This window comes from Rhodobacter xanthinilyticus, from assembly GCF_001856665.1.
GTDB classification, from domain to species: Bacteria; Pseudomonadota; Alphaproteobacteria; order Rhodobacterales; family Rhodobacteraceae; genus Rhodobacter; species Rhodobacter xanthinilyticus.
In genome coordinates this window covers 2,847,770-2,860,705 of sequence record NZ_CP017781.1, presented here as the reverse complement: position 1 = coordinate 2,860,705, position 12,936 = coordinate 2,847,770, and the positions used below count along the sequence as shown (strand labels likewise).

10 protein-coding genes and 1 tRNA gene are annotated in these 12,936 nt (G+C 64.5%); 10 read left to right on the top strand and 1 reads right to left on the bottom strand.

Annotated features, from left to right (window positions below; genetic code table 11):
* The first annotated feature begins 174 nt into the window (after positions 1 to 174).
* Positions 175 to 2,433, top strand: coding sequence for a DNA topoisomerase IV subunit A (gene parC, locus LPB142_RS13975; RefSeq protein WP_071167264.1), 2,259 nt, complete (start codon positions 175 to 177; stop codon positions 2,431 to 2,433).
* A 61-nt stretch (positions 2,434 to 2,494) separates the two neighbouring features.
* Here the strand turns inward: parC and LPB142_RS13970 are convergent, their stop codons facing one another.
* On the bottom strand, positions 2,495 to 3,277 hold the full coding sequence (locus LPB142_RS13970; protein WP_071166720.1) for a tellurite resistance TerB family protein: 783 nt from the start codon (positions 3,275 to 3,277) through the stop codon (positions 2,495 to 2,497).
* A gap of 237 nt (positions 3,278 to 3,514) precedes the next feature.
* On the opposite strand from LPB142_RS13970, the gene tuf reads away from it, so the two are divergent.
* From tuf to rpoB, 9 genes are all read left to right on the top strand, one after another.
* Positions 3,515 to 4,690, top strand: coding sequence for an elongation factor Tu (gene tuf / locus LPB142_RS13965; protein WP_071166712.1), 1,176 nt, complete (start codon positions 3,515 to 3,517; stop codon positions 4,688 to 4,690).
* Between the two features lie 131 nt (positions 4,691 to 4,821).
* Positions 4,822 to 4,897, top strand: a tRNA-Trp gene (locus LPB142_RS13960).
* Positions 4,898 to 5,035: 138 nt separating this feature from the next.
* Positions 5,036 to 5,218: a preprotein translocase subunit SecE gene (gene secE, locus LPB142_RS13955; RefSeq protein WP_071166719.1), complete on the top strand. Its 183-nt coding sequence runs from the start codon at positions 5,036 to 5,038 to the stop codon at positions 5,216 to 5,218.
* 221 nt (positions 5,219 to 5,439) lie between these two features.
* The gene (nusG, locus tag LPB142_RS13950) at positions 5,440 to 5,979 is read left to right on the top strand and encodes a transcription termination/antitermination protein NusG (RefSeq protein ID WP_068768093.1); all 540 of its coding nucleotides are present in this window, start codon (positions 5,440 to 5,442) and stop codon (positions 5,977 to 5,979) included.
* Between the two features lie 81 nt (positions 5,980 to 6,060).
* The gene (rplK, locus tag LPB142_RS13945) at positions 6,061 to 6,513 is read left to right on the top strand and encodes a 50S ribosomal protein L11 (RefSeq protein WP_068768094.1); all 453 of its coding nucleotides are present in this window, start codon (positions 6,061 to 6,063) and stop codon (positions 6,511 to 6,513) included.
* A gap of 3 nt (positions 6,514 to 6,516) precedes the next feature.
* Positions 6,517 to 7,215 (top strand): 50S ribosomal protein L1, encoded by a 699-nt coding sequence (gene rplA, locus LPB142_RS13940; RefSeq protein ID WP_068768095.1) that lies wholly within the window; start codon positions 6,517 to 6,519, stop codon positions 7,213 to 7,215.
* Between the two features lie 359 nt (positions 7,216 to 7,574).
* A complete protein-coding gene (gene rplJ, locus LPB142_RS13935; RefSeq protein ID WP_068768096.1) occupies positions 7,575 to 8,090 on the top strand; it encodes a 50S ribosomal protein L10 in 516 nt (171 codons plus the stop codon).
* Between the two features lie 69 nt (positions 8,091 to 8,159).
* Entirely contained in the window at positions 8,160 to 8,534 is a 375-nt protein-coding gene (gene rplL / locus LPB142_RS13930; RefSeq protein WP_068768097.1) for a 50S ribosomal protein L7/L12, read from the top strand.
* A gap of 248 nt (positions 8,535 to 8,782) precedes the next feature.
* Positions 8,783 to 12,919: a DNA-directed RNA polymerase subunit beta gene (gene rpoB / locus LPB142_RS13925; protein ID WP_071166718.1), complete on the top strand. Its 4,137-nt coding sequence runs from the start codon at positions 8,783 to 8,785 to the stop codon at positions 12,917 to 12,919.
* Positions 12,920 to 12,936 lie beyond the last annotated feature (17 nt).

Genomic DNA, 12,936 nt, shown 5'->3' with positions numbered 1-12,936 from the left:
CACACCCCCAAACCACTCGGACTCACCAAACAGGTCCATGATACCCTATTTCCGATCCGGCTTCCTCAAGGGAATGTGAAACTTCGCGATTGGTTCCCACCCGGCGCGTATTTTGCCCGCCGCGGCGCAGCTTTGCGGCTGGACCGGGGCGCGGGGGCGAATTACACCGGGCGCATGAGCCAAGATGACGATGTCCCGCACCCCTCCACCTCTTCGGAGCCCCTCAGCCGCGCGATCGGCGAGCGCTATCTGACCTATGCGCTCTCGACGATCATGCACCGCGCGCTGCCTGATGCGCGCGACGGGCTCAAGCCCGTGCACCGGCGGATCCTCTTCGCGATGCGCGAGCTGAAGCTCTCGCCGACCGGGGGCTTCCGCAAATCCGCGAAGATTTCGGGCGATGTGATGGGCAACTATCACCCCCATGGCGATGCGGCGATCTATGACGCGATGGCGCGGCTCGCGCAGGATTTCGCGATGCGCTATCCGCTCGTCGACGGGCAGGGGAATTACGGCAATATCGACGGCGATGGCCCGGCGGCCTCGCGTTATACCGAGGCGCGGCTCGCGCATCCCTCCGAGGCGCTGCTCGATGGGCTGGCGGAAAACGCGGTCGATTTCCGGCCCAATTACGATGGCACGCTCGAGGAGCCGGTGGTTCTGCCGGCGGCCTTCCCGAACCTCTTGGCCAATGGCGCGAGCGGCATCGCGGTCGGCATGGCGACGAATATCCCGCCGCATAACCTCGACGAGCTGGTCGAGGGGTGTCTCGCGATGATCAAGGCCCCCGAGATCGCCGAGGATGCGCTTGTCGATCTGATACCGGGGCCGGATTTCCCGACCGGCGGCGTGATCGTCGAGCCGCGCGAGTCGATCCGCGAGAGCTATCGCACGGGGCGCGGCGCGTTCCGGCTGCGCGCGCGGTGGGAGCGTGAGGATCTGGGCCGCGGCAACTGGCAGATCGTGGTCACCGAGATCCCCTATCAGGTGCAGAAATCGAAGCTGATCGAGCGGCTGGCGGAGCTCATTCAGACCAAGAAGGTGCCTGCGCTCGCCGATGTGCGCGACGAATCGGCCGATGATGTGCGGATCGTGCTCGAGCCGCGGGCGCGCACGATCGAGCCCGAGATGCTGATGGGGATGTTGTTCCGCAACTCCGATCTCGAGGTGCGATTCTCGCTCAACATGAACGTGCTGATCGACGGCAAGGTGCCGAAAGTGTGCTCGCTCAAGGAGGTGCTGCGCGCCTTCCTCGACCACCGGCGCGAGGTTCTGTGCCGGCGCGCGGGACATCGGCTGGAGAAGATCGCGCATCGGCTCGAGGTCTTGGGTGGCTATATCATCGCCTATCTCAACCTCGACCGGGTGATCGAGATCATCCGCACCGAGGATGAGCCCAAGCCCGCGCTGATGGCGGAAAACTGGGCGGTGGTGGATGGCGATCGGGTGTTCCTCAACGAGGTGCAGGCCGAGGCGATCCTCAACATGCGCCTGCGCAGCCTGCGCCGGCTCGAGGAGATGGAGCTGCGCGCCGAGCGCGACGGGCTGCTCGCCGAGCGGGCCGATCTCGAGGGGCTTCTCGCCTCGGAGAAAGCGCAATGGGGCCGGATCACGACCGAGCTGAAGGAGATCCGCAAGCAGTTCGGCAAGGCCGCGCCCGGCGGCGCGCGGCGGACCTCGTTTGCCGATGCGGCCGAGGTCGAGGAGGTGCCGATCGAGGCGATGATCGAGCGCGAGCCGATCACCGTGATCCTGTCGAAGATGGGCTGGATCCGGGCGATGAAGGGCCATCAGGCGCTCGACGCCGAGGTGAAGTTCAAGGACGGAGACGGGCCGGGGTTCGTGCTCCATGCCGAGACGATCGACCGGATCGTGGCGCTGGCGTCGAACGGGCGGGCTTATACGGTGCTCGGCGCCAACCTGCCCGGCGGGCGCGGCATGGGCGAGCCCCTGCGGCTGATGGTCGATCTGCCCAATGAGGCCGAGATCACCCATCTGATGGTGCCGAAGGCGGGCGAGAAATTCCTCGTCGTGTCCTCGGATGGCGACGGGTTTGTCGTGCCGGCCGAGGAGCTGGTGGCGCAGACGCGGGCGGGCAAGCAGGTTCTGAACCTGCGCGAGGGCGCGCGGTGGCAGGTCTGTGCGCCGGTGGCGGGGGATCATGTCGCCTGCGTGGGCGAGAACCGCAAGCTTTTGGTCTTCCCGCTCGAGGAGCTGCCGGAGATGGCGCGGGGCAAGGGCGTGCGGTTGCAAAAGTATAAGGATGGTGGGCTCGTCGATGCGATCACCTTCCGGCTGGCCGAGGGGTTGAGCTGGAAGGATCCGGCGGGGCGCACGCGGAGCGAGGCCGATCTCTCCGAATGGCTGGCCAAGCGGGCGACGGCGGGGCGGATGGCGCCGCGCGGCTTCCCGCGGGACAACAAGTTCACCTGAGCGGAAGGGCAGGGGCTTTGCCCCCGCACCCCCAGGATATTTTTGGCAAGATGAAGGGGCCTCAGGCGTAAAGCGCCGGGGCCCCGATCTTTTCATGGATCGCGTTGACCTCGGCGGGGGCGAGGCCGAGCGCTTCGGCGAGGCTGTGCAGGTATTGGGCCTCGGATTGTTCGTCGAGTTCGATCGCCATTGCCGACATCGTGTAGACTTGGGGTTCGAGCCCCTCGGGCACGGCGCGGGCGAGGGCCTCGACATCGACGGGCGCCTCGAGTTCGCGGGCGACGAAGGCGCGTTCGGCTTCGCTCACCTCGCCGAGGTGGGCCATCAGCTTTTCCTGTTCCTGCGCGTCGATCTGGCCATCGGATTTCGCGGCCTGGATCATTGCCTTGAGGAGGAGCGCGGCGGTGGCGTCCGCGGCGGGCGAGGGGGGCGTGTCGGGCTCGCCCTTGTTGGCGAAGGCGGAGTTCAGGCTTGCGCCGAGGCCGCCCGCGCCTGCGCCGAGCATGCCGCCGAGCAGCCCGCCGAGCCCGCCCGCCGCGGCGCCTGCGCCGAGCTGGGTCAGAAGCCCGCCGAGCGCGTTCTCATCGGTGCGGGTGCGGCGGGTGGTGGTGCGCCGGGCGGTGCCGGCGCCGCCCAGTTCGCTCAAGAGATCGCCGATGCCGCCGGCGCTTTGCCGCGCGCCGCCCGATCCGCCGAGAATCGCGCCCATCATGTCTTCAAGGCCGGTGGACTTGCGCGGGGCGCTGCGGCGCGGGGCGGAGGTCGCGGCGCCGGTCATCGAGGACATGCCTTTGGCCACGGCCACGCCGATCGCCACTTTCACGAGGGTTTTCATCATCGACATCGAGGGCTCTCCTTGGGTCGCTTCGGTCCGACTATAGCGCCCCGGCCGCACCGCGCGCGGGGAAAATCGCGCGCGCTTGCCCCCGCGGGCCCGGGCGCGGGGCGCAGGGGCGAGGCGGCGGCGTTTCCGCACGTCGGATTTGACGAACCGGGCTTGATTTTTCCTCGTTCTGGCAATAGGTAGCCCGCGATATTGACACGGGCCAATTCCGGCCCCCGAACCAGAGGCGCCCGCGATATGGCAAAGGCAAAGTTTGAACGGACGAAACCGCACGTCAACATCGGCACGATCGGCCACGTTGACCACGGCAAAACGACTCTGACGGCTGCGATCACGAAGTATTTCGGTGAGTTCAAGGCCTACGACCAGATCGACGGCGCGCCGGAAGAGAAAGCCCGCGGGATCACGATCTCGACCGCGCACGTTGAATATGAATCGGCGACGCGTCACTATGCGCACGTCGACTGCCCCGGCCACGCCGACTATGTGAAGAACATGATCACCGGCGCGGCGCAGATGGACGGCGCGATCCTCGTGGTGAACGCGGCTGACGGCCCGATGCCGCAGACCCGCGAGCACATCCTGCTCGGCCGTCAGGTCGGCATCCCGTACATGGTCGTCTACATGAACAAGGTCGACCAGGTGGATGACGAGGAGCTGCTCGAGCTCGTCGAGATGGAAATCCGTGAACTGCTGTCGTCCTACGACTACCCCGGCGACGATATTCCGATCGTCCGTGGCTCGGCTCTGGCGGCGATGGAAGGCCGTGACCCGGAGATCGGCGAGAACTCGATCCGTGCGCTGATCGCGGCGGTGGACGAGTACATCCCGACGCCGGAGCGTGCGGTTGACCAGCCGTTCCTGATGCCGATCGAAGACGTGTTCTCGATCTCGGGCCGCGGCACCGTGGTGACCGGCCGTGTGGAACGTGGCGCGGTGAACGTCGGCGACGAACTCGAGATCATCGGGATCCGTCCGACCAAGAAAACCACCTGCACGGGCGTTGAAATGTTCCGCAAGCTGCTCGATCGCGGCGAAGCGGGCGACAACATCGGCGCGCTGCTGCGTGGCGTTGACCGTGACGGCGTCGAGCGTGGCCAGGTCCTCGCGAAGCCGGGCTCGGTGACCCCGCACACCGAGTTCGAAGCCGAGGCCTACATCCTGACCAAGGAAGAAGGCGGCCGTCACACGCCGTTCTTCGCGAACTACCGTCCGCAGTTCTACTTCCGCACGACCGACGTGACCGGGACCGTGAAGCTGCCGGAAGGCACCGAGATGGTGATGCCGGGCGACAACCTGAAGTTCACCGTCGAGCTGATCGCCCCGATCGCGATGGAAGAGAAGCTGCGCTTCGCCATCCGTGAAGGCGGCCGCACCGTCGGCGCCGGCGTCGTCTCGAAAATCCTCAAGTAATCCTTGGGATTACCGAGTTGAGAGGGCCGCCTTCGGGCGGCCCTTTTTCATGGCGCGCGAAGAATTTCGGGCCCGGGCGAAAACGCTCTTGATTTCCCCGCGCGGCTCCTTTAGCACCCGCTCCACGGCTTAGGGGTTTAGCTCAGTTGGTAGAGCATCGGTCTCCAAAACCGAGGGTCGTGGGTTCGAGTCCCCCAACCCCTGCCAAGCCGTTCTCCCTCCCTTTCGATGCTCTTGCACGGCGGCCCTTGCGGGCAAAGCCGGGCTTGAAATCGGGGCGGTGAGACTGTATCTGAGCCCGGTCGCGCGGGGCAGCCCCGCGCCGCCAAGATGAGGATGAGACGCATGGCCAACCCCCTTCAGTTCCTCCAGCAGGTTCGCTCGGAAGTGGGCAAGATCACCTGGCCGTCGCGCCGTGAGGTGATGCTGACGACCGCGATGGTCTTCGTCATGGCCGCGCTGACGGCGATCTTCTTCTCGCTGGTCGACTGGCTGATCCGGATGGGCGTCGGCGCGATCATCGGCTGAGGCGGGCGGACCCGGGGCCGCACCTGTCTCCCGGGGCTCTTCGGTCTTGAAATCAGGCCGCTGCGGCGCTAAAGGGGCGGGACTTTCCCGCAACCGGCGCGCATCGATTCGGATGATGCGCGCTCATTTGTGTTCGGGAGGCGGGCGGCCAGATGGCCAAGCGCCTGAAACAACGAAATTTTCGGCGCGATCCGCGTCGGTGGCAAGAAGGCTAGGCGAGCATGGCGAAGCGTTGGTATTCGGTGAGCGTTCTCTCGAACTTCGAGAAGAAAGTCGCCGAGCAGATCAAGCAGGCCGTGGACGAGAAGGGCCTTCAGGACGAGATCGAAGAGGTGCTCGTCCCCACCGAGGAAGTGATCGAGATCCGTCGTGGCAAGAAGGTCACCTCGGAGCGCCGCTTCATGCCGGGCTATGTGCTCGTGCGGATGGACATGACCGATCGCGGCTATCACGCGATCACCTCGATCAACCGGGTGACCGGGTTCCTCGGCCCGCAGGGCCGTCCGATGCCGATGCGCGATTCGGAAGTGAACCAGATGCTCAACCGGACCTCGGAGACGGGCGAAGCGGCGGCGCCGCGCAACCTGATCCGTTTCGAGATCGGCGAGAATGTGAACGTGACCGACGGGCCGTTTGAGGGCTTCTCGGGCATGGTCGAGGAAGTTGACGAAGCGTCGGGCCGCCTGAAGGTCACCGTTTCGATCTTTGGCCGGCCGACGCCGGTCGAACTGGAATTCACCCAGGTGTCGAAAACCGCCTGAGTGAGAGCCGTGGGAGGCAGGCGACCCCTGCCGAACCACTAAACTTCGCCCCGTCGGGCGACAGTGAAAGGAGAGGGCCACATGGCCAAGAAAGTCATCGGGCAGCTCAAGCTGCAAATCAAGGCCGGTTCCGCGACCCCGTCGCCGCCGGTCGGCCCCGCGCTCGGTCAGCGCGGCATCAACATCATGGAATTCTGCAAGGCGTTCAACGCGCGCACGCAGGAGATGGAAAAAGACATGCCGGTGCCGGTGGTTATCACCTACTACGCCGACAAGTCCTTCACCTTCGAAACCAAGACCTCGCCGGCTTCGTACTACCTGAAGAAGGCCGCTGGTCTGAAGCCGGTTGGCAAGCGCAACCGTCCGAAGGGCTCGCCGAAGCCGGGCCGCGAAGTCGCGGGTTCGGTGACCGTCGCGCAGGTGCGTGAAATCGCTCAGGCGAAAATGAAAGATCTCTCGGCGAACGACGTCGAAGCCGCGATGCAAATCATCCTCGGCTCCGCCAAGTCGATCGGTATCGAGGTGAAAGGGTAAGCCATGGCCAAGATCGGTAAACGTACGGCCGCTGCGCGCGCCGCCTTCGAAGGCAAGGAAAACCTCTCGGTTGAAGACGCTGTCAAGCTGATCAAATCGGCTGCCTCGGCGAAATTCGACGAGACCCTCGAGATCGCGATGAACCTCGGCGTCGATCCGCGTCACGCGGACCAGATGGTCCGTGGCGTGGTCCAACTGCCGAACGGCACGGGCAAGACCGTGCGCGTGGCGGTGTTCGCCCGTGGCGCCAAGGCTGATGAAGCCAAGGCCGCTGGCGCCGATATCGTCGGTGCGGAAGACCTGATGGAGACCATCCAGTCGGGCAAGATCGAGTTCGATCGCTGCATCGCGACCCCGGACATGATGCCGCTCGTCGGCCGTCTGGGCAAGATCCTCGGTCCGCGCAACCTGATGCCGAACCCGAAGGTCGGCACCGTGACCATGGACGTCGCGACGGCTGTCGCCGCGGCCAAGGGCGGTGAAGTCCAGTTCAAGGTCGAGAAGGCCGGCGTCATCCATGGCGGCATCGGCAAGGTCTCGTTCTCGGACGACAAACTGGCGGAAAACGTGCGCGCCTTCGTGGACGCCGTTTCGAAAGCCAAGCCGACCGGCGCGAAGGGCACCTACCTCAAGAAGGTGTCGCTGAGCTCGACGATGGGCCCGGGCGTTTCGCTCGACCTCGCCTCGGCGACCGCGAAGTAATCTTGCAAAATTGAAGAGCCGCCGGGGATTTCCCCGGCGGTTTTTCGTTGCGGGGCAGGGGGCTGCCGGGCCCGGCCGCCTGGCGCGGCGGCGCGGCGATTGGGGCTTGGCTTTGCGGGCGAGAGCGCCTATAGCGACCACCTGTGCCTTGTCTGCGATTCGTCGCGGGCCTCGCATGACTTGTCCGAGACGGTGGGTGCCGGCCTTGCTGGCTTAATATCCTGCCTGAGATGGGAACTGAGACGAATTCCGAGGCTAGCCTCGGGCGATCGCTCGGGACCATCACTGGACCCGTGCCTGCGGCATGTGCCGCGGGTGAAAGAGAGCCGGGGGGAAACCCCCAAACTTGGAGTGTAACTGTGGATAGAGCCCAGAAAGAGAAAGTGGTCGAGGAACTCGGCCAGATCTTCGAAAGCTCTGGCGTCGTGGTGGTTGCCCACTACGAAGGCATGACGGTTGCTCAGATGCAGGATCTCCGCTCGCGCATGCGCGAAGCCGGTGGTTCTGTGCGCGTTGCCAAGAACACGCTCGCCAAGATCGCCCTTGAGGGTAAGCCCTGCGCAAGCATGGCCGGCCTTCTGACGGGGATGACCGTCCTTGCCTTCTCCGAAGACCCGGTCGCTGCGGCCAAGGTCGCGGTGGATTATGCCAAAGCGAACGACAAGTTCGCGATCCTTGGCGGGTCCATGGGCACGGAGGCTCTGGACGCGGCTGGTGTCAAAGTCGTTGCGGCCATGCCGTCGCGTGAAGAGCTCATCGCTCAGATCGCCTCGTGCATCGGTGCTCCGGCTTCGAACATCGCCGGTGCCATTGGCGCGCCTGCTTCCAACATCGCGGGTATCCTCAAGACTCTTGAGGAGCGGGAAGCCGCCTGAAGCAATCAATTGCCTTCGTCGGGAACGACCTGACGTTGGAACAACCCTATATCAGAATGGAACGGAAAAATGGCCGATCTTAAAGCCCTTGCTGAGCAAATCGTCAACCTGACGCTGCTGGAAGCCCAAGAACTGAAAACCATCCTCAAGGATGAATACGGCATCGAGCCGGCCGCCGGTGGCGCCGTCATGATGGCCGGCCCGGCTGCTGCCGCGGCGCCCGCCGAAGAAGAAAAGACCGAATTCGACGTCGTTCTGACCGACGCCGGCGCTAACAAGATCAACGTGATCAAAGAAGTCCGCGCGATCACCGGTCTGGGCCTGAAAGAAGCCAAGGACCTCGTGGAAGCTGGCGGCAAGGTCAAAGAAGCTGCGGCGAAAGCCGAAGCCGAAGACATCAAGAAGAAACTCGAAGCTGCCGGCGCGAAAGTCGAGCTCAAGTAATCGAGCAGGATGCGCCTGCATCCTATCTTCTGAAATTGGGCTGGGTCCGGGGCAATCCTGGGCCCAGCCGAACCTGTCTCGGAGAGGGCTAAACGCCCGTTAGTCTTCTCCAAGGCGGTGTTCGCGGCTCGGGAGCGCATCGGTGGGACGATGCGCAGGTATGGGGCCGCTTCCTCCTTCATTCGCCTGCGGCGCGCACCGGGCCCCGACGATGCGCACCCGCGAAGAGACGAAAGGTCACGACGAGCATGGCTCACGCATACGTTGGTCAGAAGCGTATCCGCCGCTATTACGGCAAAATCCGCGAAGTCCTTGAAATGCCGAACCTCATCGAGGTTCAGAAAGCTTCCTACGATCTGTTCCTGCGGTCGGGCGAGGCTGAGAAGCCGCTCGATGGCGAGGGGCTGCAGGGCGTCTTCCAATCGGTGTTCCCGATCAAGGATTTCAACGACAACGCGATTCTCGAATTCGTCAAATACGAGCTCGAGAAGCCGAAATACGATGTCGACGAATGCATGAGCCGCGACCTGACCTATTCGGCGCCGCTCAAGGTGACGCTGCGTCTGATCGTGTTCGATGTCGATGAGATCACCGGCGCGCGCTCGGTCAAGGACATCAAGGAACAGGACGTGTTCATGGGCGACATGCCGCTCATGACGCCGAACGGCACCTTCATCGTCAACGGCACCGAGCGGGTCATCGTCTCGCAGATGCACCGCTCGCCGGGCGTGTTCTTCGACCATGACCGCGGCAAGACCCATTCCTCGGGCAAGCTCCTGTTCGCCTGCCGGATCATCCCCTACCGCGGCTCGTGGCTCGACTTCGAATTCGACGCGAAAGACCTGGTCTTCGCGCGCATCGACCGTCGCCGCAAACTGCCGGTGACCACGCTCCTCTATGCCCTTGGTCTCGACCAGGAAGGCATCATGAGCGCCTATTACAACACCGTGACCTATCGCGCCGAGGGCAAGCGCGGCTGGGTGACGAAATTCTTCCCCGAGCGCGTGCGCGGCACCCGCCCGACCTATGATCTGATCGACGCCGCCACCGGCGAAGTGATCCTCAAGGCCGGCGAGAAAGCCACCCCCCGGATGGTGAAGAAATGGATCGACGAGGCCAAGGTCTCGGAGCTCATGGTTCCCTTCGAGCAGATCCTCGGCCGCTACTGCGCGCGCGACATCATCAACGAGCGCACCGGCTATATCTACATCGAGGCGGGCGAAGAGCTCACCGCCGATTACGACAAAGAGGGCCAGCTCTCGGGCGGCTCGATCAAGACGCTGCTCGACAACGGCATCACCGAAGTGCCGGTGCTCGATATCGACAACGTCAATGTCGGCCCCTACATCCGCAACACCATGGCCGCGGACAAGAACTGGAACCGCGACTCGGCGCTGATGGATATCTACCGCGTCATGCGTCCGGGCGAGCCGCCGACCGTCGAGGCCGCCTCGACGCTCTTCGACACGCTGTTCTTCGATAGCGAGCGCTATGATCTCTCGGCCGTCGGCCGGGTGAAGATGAACATGCGCCTCGACCTCGACGCGCCCGACACCCAGCGCACGCTGCGCCGCGAAGACATCATCGCCTGCATCAAGGGCCTGGTGGAGCTGCGCGACGGCAAGGGCGAGATCGACGACATCGACCACCTCGGCAACCGCCGGGTGCGCTCGGTCGGCGAGCTGATGGAGAACCAGTATCGCGTCGGCCTGCTGCGCATGGAACGCGCGATCAAGGAACGCATGTCCTCGGTCGAGATCGACACGGTGATGCCGCAGGATCTGATCAACGCGAAACCGGCCGCGGCCGCGGTGCGCGAATTCTTCGGCTCCTCGCAGCTGTCGCAGTTCATGGACCAAACCAACCCGCTCTCGGAAGTCACCCACAAGCGCCGTCTCTCGGCGCTCGGGCCGGGCGGTCTGACCCGCGAGCGCGCGGGCTTCGAGGTTCGCGACGTTCACCCGACCCACTACGGCCGGATGTGCCCGATCGAAACGCCGGAAGGTCAGAACATCGGTCTGATCAACTCGCTCGCGACCTTCGCGCGCGTGAACAAATACGGCTTCATCGAGACCCCCTATCGCCGCGTGACCGACAGCAAGGTCACCGATGAAGTGGTCTACATGTCGGCCACCGAAGAGATGCGCCACACCGTCGCTCAGGCGAACGCGCAGCTCGATGCGGATGGCAAATTCGTCAACGACCTGGTTTCGACCCGTCAGTCGGGCGAATTCATGCTCAACCCGCCCGAAGCGGTGGATCTGATCGACGTGTCGCCGAAACAGCTGGTTTCGGTCGGGGCGGCGCTCATTCCCTTCCTCGAAAACGACGACGCCAACCGCGCTCTGATGGGTGCGAACATGCAACGTCAGGCGGTTCCGCTGCTGCGCGCCGAGGCGCCCTATGTCGGCACCGGCATGGAAGCGGTCGTGGCGCGCGATTCGGGCGCGGCGATCATGGCCAAGCGCGGCGGGATCGTGGATCAGGTCGATGCGAGCCGGATCGTTATCCGCGCGAACGAAGATCTGGGCATGGGCGATGCGGGCGTCGATATCTATCGTCTGCGCAAGTTCAAGCGCTCGAACCAATCCTCGACGATCAACCAACGTCCGATCGTCAAGGTGGGCGATATCGTCTCCAAGGGCCAGGTCGTGGCCGATGGCCCGTCGACCGATCAGGGCGAGCTCGCGCTCGGCCGGAACGTGGTCGTGGCCTTCATGCCCTGGAACGGCTACAACTACGAAGACTCGATCCTGATCTCCGAGCGGATCCACCGCGACGACGTCTTCACCTCGATCCATATCGAGGAATATGAAGTCGCCGCCCGCGATACCAAGCTCGGGCCGGAAGAGATCACCCGCGATATCCCGAACGTCGGCGAGGAAGCTCTGCGCAACCTCGACGAGGCGGGCATCGTCTATATCGGTGCCGAAGTCGGCCCGGGCGATATCCTCGTGGGCAAGATCACCCCGAAGGGCGAAAGCCCGATGACGCCGGAAGAAAAGCTCCTCCGCGCGATCTTCGGCGAGAAGGCCTCCGACGTGCGCGATACCTCGCTGCGTCTGCCGCCCGGTGCCTATGGCACGATCGTCGAAGTGCGGGTCTTCAACCGTCACGGCGTCGACAAGGACGAGCGTGCGCTGCAGATCGAGCGCGAAGAGGTCGAACGTCTGGCGCGTGACCGCGACGACGAACTCGCGATCCTCGAGCGCAACATCTATGCGCGTCTGAAGACGCTGATCCTCGGCAAGGTCGCGGTGAAGGGTCCGAAGGGCATCAAGGCCGGTTCGGAGATCACTGAGGAGCTGCTCGGCACGCTGTCGCGTGGCCAGTGGTGGCAGCTCGCGCTCGAAAACGAGGGCGATGCCAAGGAAGTCGAAGCGCTGAACGACCAGTTCGACGCCCAGAAGCGCGCGCTTGAGCTGCGTTTCGAGGACAAGGTCGAGAAGGTCCGTCAGGGCGACGATCTGCCTCCGGGCGTGATGAAGATGGTCAAGGTCTTCGTCGCGGTGAAGCGCAAGCTGCAAGCCGGCGACAAGATGGCGGGCCGTCACGGCAACAAGGGCGTGGTGTCGAAAGTCGTTCCGATGGAGGACATGCCCTTCCTCGCCGACGGCACCCCGGTCGACCTCGTTCTCAACCCGCTCGGCGTGCCGTCGCGGATGAACGTCGGGCAGATCCTCGAGACCCACATGGGCTGGGCCGCGCGCGGCCTCGGCATCCAGATCGACGAGGCTCTGAAAGAGTATCGCCGCTCGGGCGATCTGACGCCCGTACGCGAGGCGATGCGCCACGGCTATGGCGACGACACCTACGAGGACGCCTTCGCCGCGATGGAGGAGGAGCGCTTCGTCGAATGTGCCGAACAGGTCCGCACCGGCGTGCCGATCGCGACCCCGGTCTTCGACGGCGCCAAGGAAGCCGACATCAACGACGCGCTCAAACGCGCGGGCTTCGACCAATCGGGCCAGTCGGAGGTCTTCGACGGCCGCACCGGCGAGAAATTCGCCCGCAAGGTCACCGTTGGGGTCAAGTACTTCCTCAAGCTGCACCACCTCGTCGACGACAAGATGCACGCCCGCTCGACCGGCCCGTATTCGCTCGTCACCCAGCAGCCGCTGGGCGGTAAGGCGCAGTTCGGCGGTCAGCGTCTGGGGGAAATGGAGGTCTGGGCTCTCGAGGCTTACGGCGCCGCCTATACCCTGCAGGAGATGCTGACGGTGAAGTCGGACGACGTGGCCGGCCGGACGAAAGTCTACGAGTCGATCGTCAAGGGCGAGGACAATTTCGAGGCCGGCGTGCCGGAATCGTTCAACGTTCTCGTCAAAGAGGTCCGGGGCCTCGGCCTCAACATGGAACTCCTGGATGCGGAGGACGAGGAGTGAGGGCTGCGGCCCTCACT